General features: G+C 65.8%; 15 protein-coding genes and 1 pseudogene. 6 read left to right on the forward strand and 10 right to left on the reverse strand.

The genetic code is table 11. The annotated features are described in order from the left end of the window. Nucleotides 1-185 precede the first annotated feature (185 nt). Together IF690_RS12055 and IF690_RS12060 are read left to right on the forward strand one after the other, a co-directional pair. Nucleotides 186-566 carry a RidA family protein gene (locus IF690_RS12055; RefSeq protein WP_009048334.1) on the forward strand — a complete coding sequence of 127 codons (381 nt, stop codon included), beginning with the start codon at nt 186-188 and terminating at the stop codon, nt 564-566. A 118-nt stretch (nt 567-684) separates the two neighbouring features. Further along, nucleotides 685-2,673, forward strand: a complete 1,989-nt coding sequence (locus tag IF690_RS12060; protein ID WP_202700220.1) for a peptidase U32 family protein — start codon at nt 685-687, stop codon at nt 2,671-2,673. 109 nt (nt 2,674-2,782) lie between these two features. On the opposite strand, the gene IF690_RS12065 is transcribed toward IF690_RS12060, so the two are convergent. Beyond that, nucleotides 2,783-3,328 (reverse strand): thioesterase family protein, encoded by a 546-nt coding sequence (locus tag IF690_RS12065; RefSeq protein ID WP_202700221.1) that lies wholly within the window; start codon nt 3,326-3,328, stop codon nt 2,783-2,785. Between the two features lie 152 nt (nt 3,329-3,480). Here IF690_RS12065 and IF690_RS12070 point away from each other — a divergent pair. Continuing rightward, nucleotides 3,481-3,905, forward strand: a pseudogene (locus IF690_RS12070) (GlxA family transcriptional regulator); the annotation flags it as partial. 94 nt (nt 3,906-3,999) lie between these two features. On the opposite strand, the gene IF690_RS12075 reads toward IF690_RS12070, so the two are convergent. The 3 genes from IF690_RS12075 to IF690_RS12085 are packed head-to-tail and all read right to left on the reverse strand — an operon-like array spanning nt 4,000 to nt 9,737. Then, nucleotides 4,000-5,400, reverse strand: a complete 1,401-nt coding sequence (locus tag IF690_RS12075; protein WP_202700222.1) for an efflux transporter outer membrane subunit — start codon at nt 5,398-5,400, stop codon at nt 4,000-4,002. A 5-nt stretch (nt 5,401-5,405) separates the two neighbouring features. Beyond that, nucleotides 5,406-8,546, reverse strand: a complete 3,141-nt coding sequence (locus IF690_RS12080) for a multidrug efflux RND transporter permease subunit (protein ID WP_202700223.1) — start codon at nt 8,544-8,546, stop codon at nt 5,406-5,408. Nucleotides 8,547-8,573: 27 nt separating this feature from the next. Further along, a complete protein-coding gene (locus IF690_RS12085; RefSeq protein WP_502710171.1) occupies nt 8,574-9,737 on the reverse strand; it encodes an efflux RND transporter periplasmic adaptor subunit in 1,164 nt (387 codons plus the stop codon). A gap of 171 nt (nt 9,738-9,908) precedes the next feature. On the opposite strand from IF690_RS12085, the gene IF690_RS12090 reads away from it, so the two are divergent. From IF690_RS12090 to IF690_RS12100, 3 genes are all read left to right on the forward strand, one after another. Then, nucleotides 9,909-10,469 carry a TetR/AcrR family transcriptional regulator gene (locus IF690_RS12090; RefSeq protein WP_202700224.1) on the forward strand — a complete coding sequence of 187 codons (561 nt, stop codon included), beginning with the start codon at nt 9,909-9,911 and terminating at the stop codon, nt 10,467-10,469. Between the two features lie 114 nt (nt 10,470-10,583). Beyond that, a complete protein-coding gene (locus IF690_RS12095; protein WP_202700225.1) occupies nt 10,584-11,423 on the forward strand; it encodes an AraC family transcriptional regulator in 840 nt (279 codons plus the stop codon). Nucleotides 11,424-11,516: 93 nt separating this feature from the next. After that, a complete protein-coding gene (locus IF690_RS12100) occupies nt 11,517-11,927 on the forward strand; it encodes a hypothetical protein (RefSeq protein ID WP_202700226.1) in 411 nt (136 codons plus the stop codon). 94 nt (nt 11,928-12,021) lie between these two features. On the opposite strand, the gene IF690_RS12105 is transcribed toward IF690_RS12100, so the two are convergent. The 6 genes from IF690_RS12105 to IF690_RS12130 form a co-directional block, all read right to left on the reverse strand. After that, nucleotides 12,022-12,462, reverse strand: a complete 441-nt coding sequence (locus IF690_RS12105; RefSeq protein WP_202700227.1) for a GNAT family N-acetyltransferase — start codon at nt 12,460-12,462, stop codon at nt 12,022-12,024. A gap of 14 nt (nt 12,463-12,476) precedes the next feature. Beyond that, on the reverse strand, nt 12,477-12,875 hold the full coding sequence (locus IF690_RS12110) for a hypothetical protein (protein ID WP_202700228.1): 399 nt from the start codon (nt 12,873-12,875) through the stop codon (nt 12,477-12,479). 115 nt (nt 12,876-12,990) lie between these two features. Further along, nucleotides 12,991-13,356 (reverse strand): DUF2784 domain-containing protein, encoded by a 366-nt coding sequence (locus IF690_RS12115; protein WP_202700229.1) that lies wholly within the window; start codon nt 13,354-13,356, stop codon nt 12,991-12,993. Nucleotides 13,357-13,392: 36 nt separating this feature from the next. Beyond that, complete coding sequence (pcsA, locus tag IF690_RS12120) at nt 13,393-14,112, reverse strand: phosphatidylcholine synthase (protein WP_202700230.1); 720 nt, start codon at nt 14,110-14,112, stop codon at nt 13,393-13,395. 303 nt (nt 14,113-14,415) lie between these two features. Next, entirely contained in the window at nt 14,416-15,012 is a 597-nt protein-coding gene (locus IF690_RS12125) for an NADPH-dependent FMN reductase (protein WP_202700231.1), read from the reverse strand. Then, nucleotides 15,009-15,863: a sterol desaturase family protein gene (locus IF690_RS12130; protein ID WP_202700232.1), complete on the reverse strand. Its 855-nt coding sequence runs from the start codon at nt 15,861-15,863 to the stop codon at nt 15,009-15,011. The genes IF690_RS12125 and IF690_RS12130 overlap by 4 nt, the downstream gene beginning before the upstream one ends. Between the last annotated feature and the right edge of the window lie 19 nt (nt 15,864-15,882).

Here is a 15,882-nt window from a genome sequence, read left to right on the forward strand (position 1 = left end):
AGCAGCGGCGCCCGCGCCCTGGAATGTTACCGGTTGTCCATCGGGCGAGGAGGAGGCGCCGGTAACCTGCCGGGTTTTCCCGCCGATTCCCGCACGACCCGGCGCCGGGACGGTAAACTGGCGCGCCAAAGCCGTTGCCCAGCGAGGCGCCGGCCATCCTTTATCACCCCGAACAAGAGAGCCCCATGGCCAACCACGATATCGACTTCATTCCCGATCCCGACGCCGACTCCATTTCCTCCGACGTCGCCGGCTTCGCTGGCATCCTGGTTTCCACCCAGATCCCCACCCGCGCCGATGGCAGCCTGGAGCTGGGTGGCATCACCGCGCAGAGCGAGTGCACCCTGCAGGCGCTCAAGGTGGCCCTGGAAAAGGCCGGCAGCTCCATGGACCGGGTCCTGCACCTGACCATCTACCTCACCGACATGGCCGACCGCGCCGCGTTCAACGAGGTCTACCAGCGCTTCTTCGCCAAGCCCTGGCCGGTGCGCGCCGCCGTTGGCGTGGCGTCCCTGGCGGTCGAAGGCATGCGCGTGGAAGTCACCGCGATGGCAGCCAAGGCCTGAGTTCCAGCCGTTAGCCGGTGGCGCCGCCCGGCGAGTGGGCGCCACCGGGCAGTACACGGGTGCCGGTCGGGCGTTTCGCCGCTACAATGCACGCCTCGACGAGCCTGACTAAAAAAATATGTCCTTGCCCAAACATCACCTGGAATTGCTCAGCCCTGCCCGCGATGTAGCCATCGCCCGCGAGGCCATCCTGCATGGCGCCGACGCCGTGTACATCGGCGGCCCGAGCTTCGGCGCGCGCCACAACGCCTGCAACGAGGTGAGTGAAATCGCCGAGCTGGTGGAGTTCGCCCGACGCTACCACGCACGGATTTTCACCACCCTCAACACCATCCTCCACGACAACGAGCTGGAGCCGGCGCGCAAGCTGATCCACCAGCTGTACGACGCGGGCGTCGACGCGCTGATCGTCCAGGACCTGGGCGTGATGGAGCTGGACATTCCGCCGATCGAGCTGCACGCCAGCACCCAGACCGATATCCGCACCCTGGCGCGGGCCAAGTTCCTCGACCAGGCCGGTTTCTCGCAACTGGTCCTGGCCCGCGAGCTGAACCTCAAGGAAATCCGCGCCATCGCCGACGAAACCGACGCGGCGATCGAGTTCTTCATCCACGGCGCGCTGTGCGTGGCCTTCTCCGGCCAGTGCAACATCTCCCACGCGCAGACCGGCCGCAGCGCCAACCGTGGCGACTGCTCCCAGGCCTGCCGCCTGCCGTACACCCTCAAGGACGAAAAGGGCGGCGTGATCGCCTACGAGAAACACCTGCTGTCGATGAAGGACAACAACCAGAGCGCCAACATCCGCGCCCTGGTGGAGGCCGGCGTGCGCTCGTTCAAGATCGAAGGGCGCTACAAGGACATGGGCTATGTGAAGAACATCACCGCCTATTACCGCCAGCGCCTGGACGATGTGCTCGAAGACCGCCCGGACCTGGCCCGCGCCTCCAGCGGCCGCACCGCGCACTTCTTCCTGCCCGACCCGGAGAAGACCTTCCACCGCGGCAGCACCGATTATTTCGTCACCGATCGCAAGATCGACATCGGCGCCTTCGACTCGCCGACCTTCACCGGCCTGCCGGTGGGCGTGGTGGAGAAAGTCGCCAAGCGCGACCTGCACGTGGTGACCCATGAGCCGCTGTCCAACGGTGACGGCCTCAACGTGCTGGTCAAGCGCGAAGTGGTGGGGTTCCGCGCCAACATCGCCGAGCCCAAGGGCGAGTTCGAAGAGGACGGCGAGAAGCGCTATCGCTATCGCGTCGAGCCCAACGAGATGCCGGAAGGCCTTTACAAGCTGCGGCCGAACCACCCGCTGAACCGCAACCTCGATCACAACTGGCAACAGGCCCTGCAGAAGACGTCCGCCGAACGTCGCGTGGCCCTGAGCTGGGTCGCGCGCCTGCGTGAAGAGCAGCTGGAAGTGACCGCGACCAGTGAAGAAGGGATCAGCGCCAGCGTGACCCTGAACGGCCCGTTCGGCGTCGCCAACAAGCCGGAGCAGGCGCTGGAGCAATTGCAGGACCTGCTCGGCCAGCTCGGCACCACGCAGTACCACGCCATCGACATCAAGCTCGATGCGCCGCAGGCTTACTTCGTCCCCAACTCGCAGCTCAAGGCATTGCGCCGGGAAGTGATCGAAGCCTTGACCGCCGCGCGGATCGCCGCCCACCCGCGTGGCAGCCGCAAGGCCGAGACCACGCCGCCGCCGGTGTACCCGGAATCGCACCTGTCGTTCCTGGCCAACGTCTACAACCAGAAGGCTCGCGACTTCTATCACCGTCATGGCGTGAAGCTGATCGATGCGGCCTATGAGGCCCACGAAGAGGCCGGTGAAGTGCCGGTGATGATCACCAAGCACTGCCTGCGTTTCTCCTTCAACCTGTGCCCGAAACAGGCCAAGGGCGTGACCGGCGTGCGTACCAAGGTGGCGCCGATGCAGCTGATTCACGGTGACGAAGTGCTGACCCTGAAGTTCGACTGCAAGCCGTGCGAGATGCACATCATCGGCAAGATGAAAGGCCACATCCTCAACATGCCGCAACCGGGCAGCGTGGTCGGCCACATCAGCCCCGAAGACCTGCTCAAGACCATCCCCCGCGCCCCGCACTGAGTGAGTGGGCGGGCGCGTCGCTCGCTCACTCGGTCAAACGCTGGCTGTCGCGCATCAACGCCATTGTCGACCTGGGTCGGCAATGGCGTTGTTGTCTCAGCGACCTGCCTCAACGCGCCGGGTTTTCTTCCGCGCGCAGTTGCACGCTCATGTCGTCGCAGCTTTGCGACCAGTCTTTCAGCCACTGTGGCAGTTCGGGCGACAGCTCCAGGCCCAGTTCATGGACGAACTCACCGGGGGGGATCGTGCCTTTGGCCGAGCGGAACAGGCCGCGCATCACCACCACGCCGGTGACCCGGCCCTTGCTCACGAAGCGGTGTTCCATGAAGCTCCATTTCTCGTCCCAGCCGAGGATCCGGCTGTGGACCTCGAAGGCTTCGAACAGCTTCAGTTCACGGCGGAACTTGCCCCACACATCGCCAACGATCGGCACCGCCCTGTGGCGCAGGGCCACGCGGTAGGCGCCGCTGCGCAGGACGAAGTCCATGCGCCCGAGGTCGGCCAGGGTGAAGTAGCGGCCGTTGGTGACGTGGCGGTTGAGGTCGAGGTCGAGCGGCCAGACGCGCATGCGCACGACGGTGGTGGCCAGGCCTTCGACCGGCTTGCGCCACGGACGACGAAACAGCATGAGCAGCATGCGGAACCAGAGATTCATGAGTACACCGACGATTGAAAGGAGGGCCGCACTTTAGGCAAGGGGGGATCGGCTAATCCAGGTGCGCAAATGACATTTTTCATGCGAAAAGCGCAACGCAATCCACCATGCACGTCACCTTGCTCCTGGCCGATCGCTGTTCCGCCGCCAGCGCCACCCTGGAACTGGCGCAGAAATGCGGCCAGTACCTGTTGATCGACAAGGTGCGCAGCGAGCAGTCGGTGTATGTCATGTGGTCATTGTCGAAGAGCACGGCGATGGCGAGATCCTGCGGGTGCAGGACTGGCTGGAGGAACACTTCGACCAGCCGCTGCCGATCGACGACACGGCCCGGCGCTTCGGCTTCGGCGTGAGGAACTTCAAGCGGCGCTTCAAGAAGGCCACCGGCTACACGCCGCAGGCCTACCTGCAGACGCTACGCCTGGAAAAGGCCAAGGCGCTGCTGGAATCCACGCGCATGACCCTGGACAGCATCACCTACAAGGTGGGCTACGAAGACAGCAACTCGTTTCGCCGGCTGTTCCAGCAACGGGTCGGCCTGCTGCCGGCGGCGTATCGGAAGAAGTTCCAGGCCGCCGGCGGATTGCCCGATGCCCGGTGCCGGCCGGCGCAAAAAAACGGGCAGGGCAGTGGGCTTGCCTGCCCGCTACCCTGCCCGGATTGCAGCCCCCCTAGAGCGGCTGCTTGTCCCAGCCACCGCCCATGGCCCGGAACAGGTCCACCAGGGCGATCTGCCGCTGGGTGCTGATGCGGATCAGCGTGGACTGGTCGTTGAAGGCACTGCGCTGGGCGTCCAGGTAGCGCAGGTGATCGTCCAGGCCGCTGTCGTAGCGGGCCTTGGCCAGCTCCAGGGTGGCCTGGCTGGTGCGGGCCAGGCCCTGGCGCGCTGCCTCCTCGCGGCGCAGGGTGTCGCTGGCGGCGAGGGCGTCGGCCACTTCGCGAAAGGCCTGTTGCAGGGTGCCTTCGTAGGCGGCCACGGCGCTGTCTTTGCGTACCTCGGCCAGGTCCAGGCTGGCCCGGTTGCGCCCGCCGGCGAAGATCGGGATCGACACCGAGGGCAGGAACGACCAGGACCGCGAACCGCCGTCGAACAGCCCGGACATCTCGCTGCTGGAAGTGCCGAGGCTGCCGCTCAGGGTGATGCGCGGAAAGAATGCCGCCCGCGCCGCGCCGATATCGGCATGGCGAGCCTTGAGCCGATGCTCGCTGGCCAGCACGTCCGGACGCCGGGCGAGCAGCTCGGATGGCGCCCCGGGCAGCATGTCCTGTACCAGCAGCAGTTCGCTGCGCGGCTGGGTGGGCAGGGCTCGCAGCGCGTCCGGTGTGCCCACCAGCAGAGTCAGGGCATTGCGCGCCAGATGCAGCTGGCGGTCGGTGTTTTCCAGCTCGGCCCGGGATTGCTCCACCAGGCCCTGGGCCTCCTGATAATCCAGGGCCGTGGCGGTGCCGATGGTGCGCCGCTGGCCGATCAGCTCCAGGGACTGTTCGCGGCTGCGCAGGGTGTCCCGGGTCAGGGCCAGCTGGCGTTGGGTGCCGTCCCAGGTCAGGTAGGCCTGGATCACCTCGGATATCAACGCCAACTGGCTGGCGCGGGTGGCTTCCTCGGTGGCCAGGTATTGCTCCAGGGCGGCGTCCGACAGGTTGCGCACGCGGCCGAACAGGTCGATCTCGTACTCCGGCAGGCTCAGCCCCACCTGGTAGGTGCTGGACACTCCGGCCGCCTGGCTGGACGACAGGTCGGCCGGCAGGCGCTGGCGGTTACCCGAGCCGCTGGCGTTCAACCCTGGCAGGCGGTCGGCGCGCTGGATGCGGTATTGCGCCCGGGCCGCTTCGATATCCAGCAGCGCCTGGCGCAGGGAGCGGTTGTTGGCCAGGGCGCAGTCCACCAGCGCCCGCAGGTCGGGATTGAGGACAAAGGCTTGCCACTGCGGTAGCTCCTTCGACGTCGTGGCCTGGCCTTCCCAGGTTGCGGCGACCGGTGCCGACGGACGTTCGTAGCGCGGTGCCAGGGAGCAGCCGGCCAACAGCAGGGCCAGGGGCAGGGCAGCGTAGATCAAGGGGGTGGATTTCATGCCGGTCATTCCTCGGTCCGCGCAGGTTGCAGGTCATCGTTGTGCGTCGTGGGTTCGTGGCGCAGCAGCGACAGTACCCAGACAAAGAAGATCGGGACGAAGATCACCCCCAGCAACGTGGCGCTGAGCATGCCTCCGATCACTCCGGTGCCGATGGCGCGCTGGCTGGCCGCGCCGGCGCCGGTGGCCAGGGCCAGCGGCACCACGCCGAGGATGAACGCGAGGGAGGTCATGACGATCGGCCGAAAGCGCAGGCGTGCTGCCTTGAGGGCGGCGTCCCGCAGGCTATAGCCCTCGGCCCAGAGATCCTTGGCGAACTCGACGATCAGGATCGCGTTCTTCGCCGCCAGGCCGATGATGGTGATCAGCCCGACCTTGAAGTACACGTCGTTGGGCATGCCGACGGCGGTCACCGCCAGTACCGAGCCGAGGGCGCCCACCGGCACGATCAGCATCACCACCAGGGGAATGGTCCAGCTCTCGTACAGCGCCACCAGCAACAGGAACACCACCACGAAGGCCAGGGCGAAGAGTTGCAGGGCCTGGCCGCTGGCGATCTTTTCCTGATAGGACAGGCCGGTCCATTCGTAGCCGATACCGGCCGGCAACTTGGCCGCCAGGCGTTCGATCTCCGCCATGGCCTCGCCGGTGCTGACCCCGGGCATGGCGTCGCCGGAGATGCGGATCGCCGGGTAGCCGTTGTAGCGGGCGATCTGCACCGGGCCTTCTTCCCAATGGGTGGAGACAAAGGCACTCAGGGGCACCAGGGCACCGCTGCTGTTGGGGATATAGAGCTTGAGCACGCTCTCCGGAGTCATGCGCTGGCTCTGGTCGGCCTGTACCACCACCCGTTGCTGGCGCCCGGCGTTGGCGAAGTCGTTGATCACCGCCGAGCCGAAGGCGGTGGACAGGGCGTTATTGATCGCGTCGAACCCCACGCCCAGCGCCTGGGCCTTGTCCCGGTCGATATCCAGGCGCAGCTGGGGCGCCTCGGCCAGGCCTTCCATCATCGCGTAGAGAATCATCGGGTTGCCGTAGGTTTCGCCGAGCAACTGGTCGCGGGCCGCCAGCAGGGCCTCGCGCCCCAGGCCGCCACGATCCTGCAGGCGCAGGGAGAAACCGCCGGAGTTGCCCATGCCGTCGATCGGCGGCGGGCTGACAGCCATCACGCTGCCGTCGTCGGGGCTGGCGAAGCGCTGGTTGACCTGGGCGGTTTCCGCCTCGGCCGACTGCTCGGCGCCGCGTTGCGACCAGTCCGTCAGGGTCGGGAAGGCCAGGGCGGCGTTCTCGCCCTGCCCGGAGAAGCTGAACCCCAGCACCAGGAAGGTATTGGCCACGGCCTCGCGGGAGGCGAGGAATTGCTCCAGCTGCTGGCCGGTGGCCGAGGTGCGCTCACGGGAGGCGCCCGGTGGCAGCTGCACGTCGACGATCATGTAGCCCTGGTCTTCCACGGGCACGAAGGACTCGGGCAGGCGCAGGTAGACGAAGCCCAGCAGCATCACCACGCCCAGGTAGACCAGCATGTAGCGCCCGGCGCGTCGCCCCAGGTGGTTGTTCAAGGCGCTGTAGCGCTCGGTCAGGCGGCCGAACAGGCGGTTGAAGGCACCGAAGAAACCGCGTTTCTCATGGTGCCCCGGGGCTACCGGCTTGAGCAGGGTGGCGCACAGGGCCGGGGTGAAGGTCAGCGCGAGGAAACCGGAGAACAGGATCGACACCGCCAGCGACAGCGAGAACTGCTGGTAGATGACCCCCACCGAGCCGGCCATGAATGCCAGCGGCATGAACACTGCCGACAGCACCAGGGTGATGCCGATGATCGCCCCCGAGACCTGGCCCATGGCCTTGACGGTGGCCGCCGCCGGGGACAGGCCTTCTTCGGCCATGATCCGCTCGACGTTCTCCACCACCACAATGGCGTCGTCCACCAGGATACCGATGGCCAGCACCATGCCGAACATGGTCATCATGTTCACCGAGAAGCCCAGCAGGTACATCACCGTCAGCGTCCCGGCCAGGCATACCGGCACCACGATGCTGGGAATCAGGGTGTAGCGCAGGTTCTGCAGGAACAGGAACATCACCAGGAACACCAGGACCATGGCTTCGATCAGGGTGTGGATGACCTTCTCGATGGCCACGTCGACGAAGCGCGAGGTGTCGTAAGGCACGGAGTACTGGACGTTCTCCGGGAAGTTCACCGACAGCTCGTGCAGGCGTTCCTTGATCGCGCTGGCGGTCTTGATCGCGTTGGCCCCGGGCGACAGCTGGATGGCCGCGCCCACCGCTGGCTTGCCATTGAGGCGGGTGGTGAAGTTGTAGTCCTGGCTGCCGACCTGGATCCGCGCCACGTCGGCCAGGGTGACCTTGGAGCCGTCCTGGTTGGCGCGCAGCACGATGCGCCCGAACTCCTCGGGGTTGTCCAGGGTGCCCTTGACCGCCAGGGTGGCGGTCAGCTCCTGGCCGACCGCACCCGGGGCGCTGCCGAAACTGCCCGCCGGGACCTGCACGTTCTGCGCGCGGATCGCGTTGCCGATGTCCTCGATGGACAGGCCGTAGCCCACCAGGCTCTGTGGGTCGATCCAGACCCGCATGGCCGCTTCCGAGGCGAAGAACTGCAGCTTGCCCACGCCTTCGACCCGGCGGATCTCGTTGTTGACGTTACGCGCGGCGTAGTCGGCCAGCAGGGTGGTGTCCTGCTCCCGGGCGCCTTCCTTGTAGCTCAGGGCGTAGATCATCAGGAAGCCGGCGCTGGTCTGTTCGACCTGGACACCTTGGCTGAGCACGGCCTGGGGCAGGCGCGCCTCGGCCTTTTTCAGGCGGTTCTGCACCTCCACCTGGGCCATGTCCGGCTGTACGCCCGGCTCGAAGGTGACGACGATTTCGGCGACGCCATTGGAGTTGCTGGTGGAGTCGAAATACAACAGGCCCTTGGCGCCGTTGAGCTCCTCCTCGATCACGCTGGTGACCGAGTCCACCAGCACCTTCGCCGAAGCGCCGGGGTAGGTGGCAGTGATGCTGATCTGCGGTGGCGCTACGTTGGGGTACTGGGCCACCGGCAGGGCAGGGATCACCAGCAGGCCGGCCAGGGAAATGAACAAGGCGACGACCCAGGCGAACTTGGGCCGTTTGATAAAGAACAGAGACATGGTGGGTCCTCGAACGCGGGGCCGGACTTACTGACGGGCTGCCTGCTGCTGCGCGGGTTGCGGATCGGGCTGTTGAATGGCGACCTTGTCGCCGGGGTTGAGGCCGTTCATGCCGCCGACTATGACCCGGTCGCCGCTTTCCAGGCCCTGGGTGATCTGCCAGCGCTTGTCCTGCATGACGCCGGTCTGCACCGGGCGCTGGGCGACGCTGTCGCTGGCGTCCACCACCAGCACCCGGGCCTGGCCGTCGCTGCCGCGCTGCACCGCCCGTTGCGGCACCAGCAGGGCCTGGCGGTCGGTGCCCTGGGGCACTTTCACCCGCACGTACATACCCGGCAGCAATGTGCCTTCGGGGTTGTCGAAGCGCCCGCGCAGGGACACCTGGCCGGTGCCGCGGTCCACCGAGACATCGGAGAACAGCAATTCGCCCTGGCTGCGCAACTCAGTGCCCTCGACCAGGATCGACAGCCGCGACTCGTCGCCGGCGGACAGGCTGCCTTGCTTGAGCGCTTCGCGCAGGCGCAGGGCCTCGGCCACCGGCTGGGTGAAGTCGGCGTAGATCGGGTCCAGTTGCTGGATGCGCGCCATCAGGGTCACTTCGCCCTGGCCCACCAGGGCGCCCTCGGTGACCAGGGCGCGGCCGATGCGCCCGGAGATCGGCGCGCGGACCGTGGCGTAACCCAGGTTGAGGCGGGCGGTTTCCAGATCGGCGCGGGCCGACTGGCGAGCGGCCTGGCTGCTCTGCAGGGCGGAGCGGGCGGTGTCGAGGTCCTGCTGGCTGACCGCTTCGACTTTCGCCAGTTGTTCATAACGCTTGAGCCGGGCCTGGGTCTCGCTCTGTTGCGCCTCGGTCCGCGCCAGTTCGCCCTGGGCGCGAGACAGCGCGGCCTTGAGCGGTGCCGGATCGATCTGGAACAGCAGGTCGCCGGCTTTCACGTCCGCGCCCTCCTCGAAGTGGCGCTGGATCACGATACCGGCCACCCGCGCCCGCACTTCGGCGACCCGCACCGGCTCGATACGGCCGGGCAGTTCGCTGCTTAGGGCCAGGGTTTCGGGGAGGACGGTCAGGGTCTCGACCTGCCTGGGCGCATTCTGTTGCGCTCCGGGCTGCTCGCCATTGCCGCAGCCGGCCATGCCCATCAGGGCCACCGCTGCCAAGCTCAATACACGCAGTTCGCGCAACGCATTCATGTTTTCACCTGGAGACTGGTTCTGGAAAGGCGCGAATAGTATCTGCAAGATTCTTTTGAGGCAAATTTGTCTCAAATGATTCTTTTCTGTTAAAAGTGTCAGTTCCCTTGAGCTTGTAGGGATTTTCTGCACAATGCGTGCGTTCTTCCTGCCCAGAATGAGTCTGCCTTTATGTCTTCGCCCGCTTCCGACGAAAAACTCCTCAAGGCGCTGGCCGTAGCCATCGTCGACCATCCGTGGGGGACACTGAAGGAACTGGCCGAGGCGGCGGGGGTGAGCAAGGCCACCCTGCATCGGTTCTGTGGCACCCGGGACAACCTGGTCGAGATGCTGATGAGCCACACCTGCGAGGTGATGAAGCAGATCATCGAGACCGCGGACTTGCACCAGGCCGCACCGGCGGTGGCCCTGCGCAGTCTGATCCAGCTCAACCTGGCCCAGCGCGAACTGCTGCTGTTCATGGTCTTCCAGTACCGCCCGGACACCATGGCGCCCAACGCCGAGGGCAATCGCTGGCAGCCATGCATCGACGCCCTGGACGGCTTCTTCCTGCGGGCGCAGCAAGAGGGTTACCTGCGCATCGACGTCAGTGCGCCGGTGTTGAGCGATCTGTTCATGACCCTGATCTGCGGCATCGTCGATTCCGAACGCCTGGGCCGTGCTGCGCCAGCGGCGTCGGCGCTGGTCCTGGAGCAGATGTTCCTGCATGGCGCGGCAACGCCGTCGTCCTGATTCCCGGGGAGTCGCCGGCGCTGCTTGGCGAAACGTCCAACGGCCAGCACAATCCCCTGCGTCAGAGGCTCGCGCCGGTCAGTGGCGCGAGTCTTATCCTCCACGGGTTTCGCCATGCCGGTACTGCACGACCAACACCACCCCCAGGACCCGGACCGGATCGACCGGCCGCTGTATGCGCTGCGGATCTCCCACCAGGCCACGCGCTGGGAGCGGCCGTGGCACAGCCACCGCAAGGCGCAGCTGCTGTTCCCGCTGGCCGGGGTGATCACCTGCGAGACCGACGAAGGCCTGTGGATGGCGCCGCCGCATTGCGCGGTGTGGATTCCCGGGGATATGCGGCACAACGTGCGGGGCCTGGAGCGCACCGAGGGTTACTGCCTGTTCGTCGAACCGGAACAGGTCCGCGGCCTGCCCGGGGCCTGTTGCACCCTGGCGGTTTCGCCGCTGTTGCAGGCGTTGCTCAAGCGGTGCGTGGAGGTGCCCGAGCTCTACGACCTCGACGGCCCGCAGGGGCGCTTGATGGCGGTGGCCCTGGATGAACTGGCCGCCGCGCCCCAGGAACAGATCCACCTGCCCATGCCCCGGCACCCGCAATTGCGCGCCATGGCCGCGTCGCTCATCGAGCAGCCGGCCGAGCGTCGCAGCCTGGGTGGCTGGGGCGAGCAGATCGGCATGAGCAAACGCAACCTGAGCCGGCTGATCCTGGCCGAGACCGGCCTGAGTTTCGGCCAGTGGCAACGTCAGTTGCACATCCTGCTGGGGATCAAGCGCCTGGCCCGAGGCGAGTCGGTGGAAAGCGTGGCGCTGGGCCTGGGTTATGAAAGCGCCAGTGCCTTTATCCGCATGTTCAAGAAGGCCGTGGGCCAGCCGCCGGCGCGTTTCCTCGCCGAGCGCAGGATGCTGCTGGGCGACCATGCGCAGGTCCGGGGCGCTGAATCTTCATTTGGCTGAAACGGTCAATAGCTTGTCCAGATTGACTGATGCAGACAATTCCTCCTTTGCAGATGATAGGGATTCCTATTTGTCTCTTGTCGAGGAAGCCTTATGAACATCGACGATCGTCAGTTCCCCCTGGTCTGGATGCACTACCGTGGCGCGGCCGGCCAGGCCGATCCTTTCAGCCAGCTCGACCAGTTGCTGCAACGCCAGCAACCCTTTGTGCTGGTGACCGCCGATGCGCCCGGCGAACAACCGCAGCAAGGCGAAGACGCCCAGGCCAGCCTCAAGCAGGCCTCCTTGTGGATGAAAGGCAACAAGGAGGCGATCCGCCGCTGGATCCGGGCCAGTATCGTCATCGCCCCCGACGGCGCGACCCAGGCCCGGGTGGAGGCCTTCGCCGACACCTACCGCAAGTTCTGGGGCTACCCCTTGCTGCACTGCGCTTCGAAAGAGGCCGCCGTGACCATGGTCGATCAGTTGCTGGGGCAAAAGCGGATCAACAGCCATAACTGGTGAGCCAAGCCCTTCCTCTGTAGCGAGCTTGCTCGCGATGAACGATAACGCAGTGGATCAGGTACTCCGCGCGCGGCCATCGCGAGCAAGCTCGCTCCTACAAGGCCTTGCTCATGAAGACCCGGCTGCTGCCTTCGGGGTCGCAGGGGATTTCGCCGAAGCGTTGCCAGCCGTGTTTTTCGTAGAAGGACGGCGCCTGGAAGCTCAGGGTGTAGAGCACGGCCGAGCGGCAGCCGCGGCGCCGGCCTTCGTCTTCGCACGCCTGCAGCAGTTGGGTACCGAGGCCCGAGTTGCGCAGGTTTTCCGGCAGGTAGAACAGGTCGATGAACAGCAGGCCCAGGGAGGTGCGCCCGCTGATGCCGCCCAGCACCTGGCCGGTCTCCGGGTCCTTGAGTTCCACGGCCAGGGGCTGCCGGTCGTGGTAGCCGGTCATCTGCTCATTGAAGGTGGCGAGGCCGTTGTCGAGCAGGGTTTCGAAGGTGCTGTCGAGGGTGTCGCTGATAACGATCGAGGGGCTGGTCGTGACGGTGGGTTTCATCGGGGCATTCCAGTTCAGGCGTCGCGCAACAGGTCGTGGGCGTCGAGCAGGCGGTAGGCGATTTCCGGGTTCTTCTCCAGGCCACGGCGGATCGCGGCGGGGATCGATTGGCGGGTCTTGCGGCACAGGCCCGGCAGCTCGTCGAGCTGGATGGCGATGCCGCGCATGCTGCGTACTTCGTTGAAGCTGGGAGCGATCTGCACGCGGATGCCCAGTAGTTCGTACATCCGCCGCTGCATGTGTTCGAGGTCGCTCAGGCTTTGCAGGTTCTCCAGCCGGTCGAGCAGGCGCTTTTCTTCCTGACGGGTCAGGCCGAGGATGCGCAGGTCGTTGCCAGGGGTTTGCAGCAGGCGCTCGCGGTCGCAGTTGCAAGCGCCGGGCGGACACGGCTGGCGGATCTGGTAATCGGGCATCTATGGACTCCACTCGAAGCGATCGAGGATCGCCGTTGCCCACGGGGTTGCCTGGAAATATACACAGGCGGGGTGGGGTGTGGCGCGGGAATCGCCAGCCTTGCCGTCGGTTTTTTCACGGTTGCCTGTGCCGCCACCACAGCCGGCCGTAGACCAGGGCGTTGATCAGCAGCACCAGCGCGCCGAGGCCCATCTGGATCTGTGGCGTCAGCCCGTCCGGGTAGATCAGTGGGATCAGGTAGTGCTCGATGAAACCGTCGCCATAACCCTGCTGGCCGGCGCCGTGGCGCATGCGGTTTTCCCAGTCGGTCAGCGGGCAGGGCAGGTGGAAGACTTCGACCGCCACGCCCCAGGCCGCGGCGGGCAGGTGCAGCCAGGCCAGGCGCGGCCACTTGAGCACCAGCAGGCCGCCCAGGAGCACGAACAGGATGAAGGCCAGGTGCAGCGATACCAGGGTGTCGGCGGCGAAGCGGTAGAGCATGTCGAGTCTCGTTGCGCTCAGGGGTACGGCAGGGGTTCAGGTTCGCGCGCGGTCGAACCCGCCCAGCGCGGTGCGCCAGATGCAGATGCCCAGGAAGTACGCCGACATCGCCAGCCACAGGCCCATCACCCAGGGGCCGTTGTAGGGATGGTTGATCACCAGTGACAGGCTGCACAGCAGCCAGATGGCGGTCACCGCGATGTTCACCGGCATGAAGCGGCGCACGCGGAAGGGGTGGAGGAATTTCATCCGGGTCAGGGTCAGCAGCGCCAGGACCACGATGCTCGAAAGGCTCAGCCAGGGTGTCGGGGCAAGGATGTACAGCGCCAGCGCCACCACGTTCCAGGCCGCGGGAAAGCCGACGAAATAGTTGTCCTTGCTCTTCATGTTGACGTTGCAGAAGCAGAACAGCGACGACACCAGGATCACCGAGGTCGCCAGCAGCGGGCTGTAGTCCGGCAGCGGGATGTAGCGATAGATGAACAGCGCCGGGATGAACACATAGGTCAGGTAGTCGATCACCAGGTCCAGCACCGAGCCGTCGAAATGCGGCAGCACCGATTGCACATTGACCTTGCGCGCCAGCGAGCCGTCGACCCCGTCGACGATCAGCGCCACGCCCAGCCACAGCAGGCAGGCCTTGGGCTGGTTGTCGAACAGTGCCAGGGTGGCGAGAAAGGCCGTGACCACGCCGGTCGCGGTGAAACCATGGGCGCCCCAGGCTTTGAGGCTGGCGATGTGTCGGGTCGTTATCACGGGGGTTCTCCAGGAAATGAAACCAGCCGTACGACGCCCCATTGGAAGAAACGGGGGCTGATCGCCAAACCTGGCCAGACTGCATCTATCGACCGGGCAGGCGGCGATAAGGTTCACCGCTGCCCGTGTCTTTGTCAGGCCGCCCATGGGCTTTCCGGCGTGCAGCATGGCGCCCAGGCCCGTGGCGGCTCCTAAGACTGTAGCCACAGTTTGGCGAGGACGGGTCCCGGCGCAAGCGAATTTCTTCACGGCGCCGGGGGAGGCAGGACGCCCACCGGGGCATTCACTTTCGGTGTCGCGGTGCTACATCCCGTTGGCGAAGGGCACGCCCCGGATATCGATGCGCGAGCGCAGGTGCTTCATCGCGCCGGCATAGTCGGCCAGGACTTCCAGGGTCCAGTCGGCGCGAGCGCGCAGGTGGCGTTCTTCGGGCGTGGGCTCGGCATGCGCATTGAATGCGCCTTCCACCTGGCGAACGATCAGCTGTTCCGGCAGGTAGCAGATCCGGCAGTTCTTGTAGCTGGAGGCCCGCAGCTCGGCGAGCGGGTAGGCGCCACCCACGCCGGCCGAGACCCCGACCAGCAACGCCGGCTTGTGCCCCAGCTCGGTGTGGCCGGCATACACGAAGAAATTCTTGATGGCCGGGCAGGCCATGCCGTTCCACTCCGGCGTCACCACCACCAGCGCGTCGGCCTGGCGCAAGGTGGCCGAGTACTGGCTCCAGGCACTGTTCGAGTCCGGGCTTGGCCAGAGCGGCAAGGGCGAGCGCCCGAGGTCGAGCAGCGTGACCTGCTCGCAGAGTTTCAGCCGTTGCAGGCGTTGGCCCAGGTAATGGGCGACCTTGGCCGATTGGCTATCGAGCTGGCTGGAACCGGCGAGCAGCACGATATGCAGACTCATTGCGTCGCCTCCTGCTTGGCTTCGGGACGCGCGACGGGTTTGGGCGAACGCACCAGCGGCCAGAACAGTTCCTGTTGCCAGCTGATGGGGCGCAAATCCTCGATGCCATAGGCGCTGGGTCGGCGGCGGGTGATTTTCGCGGTGCCGAACAGCACGTCCCAGAAGAACAGCAGATTGCCGAAATTGCCCTTGTAGTGGGTCACCCCGTCATGGGCATTCAGGCCGTGGTGGGCGGAGTGGGTGGAGGGGGTCGAAATGGTCCGCTCCAGCAGCCACATCAGTGGGCGCAGGGCGGGGATGCGATAGAGCCTGTCGTCCCAGGCGACGCTGCTGTGGGCGGCGAAGATCACCGTCATCTTGACGATCAGGTAGCCGTAGTAGACCGGCGCCAGGCCCATGTAGATGAGCAGGCCGGAGAGCCAGATGCCCGGCATCAGCAGGTAATAGAAACTGTTGTTGCGGTAGACGATGCGGATGCTCATGTACGGCGCCGAATGGTGCGCGCGGTGCAGCGCGTAGAGGAACGGCAGGCGGTGGGTCAGGCGATGCCACCAGTACTGGGTCATGTCATCGAGCAGCAGGAACAGCGCCACGCCCGCCACCCAGTGCAGGTCGCCCAGGCTGTTCTTCAAGGGCGGCGCGAAGGTGTCCAGCAGCAGGGTGCTGAGGAACATCACCAGGGGGAAGGTAAGGCCGAGCAACAGCGAGGAACCGATGATCTCGATCAGCACATCGCGGCGCTGGCCCTGGGGCTGGCGAAAGCAGGTACAGGCGATTTCCAGGAGGATGAAACCGAGGAAAATCCCGGCCACGACCAGGATTGGATTGTTGGCGAGCATTGTTGTATTCATGGCAATCTCGAGTCAGGCC

The organism is Pseudomonas sp. SK3(2021) (assembly GCF_016772375.1).
GTDB lineage: Bacteria > Pseudomonadota > Gammaproteobacteria > Pseudomonadales > Pseudomonadaceae > Aquipseudomonas > Aquipseudomonas chlororaphis_I.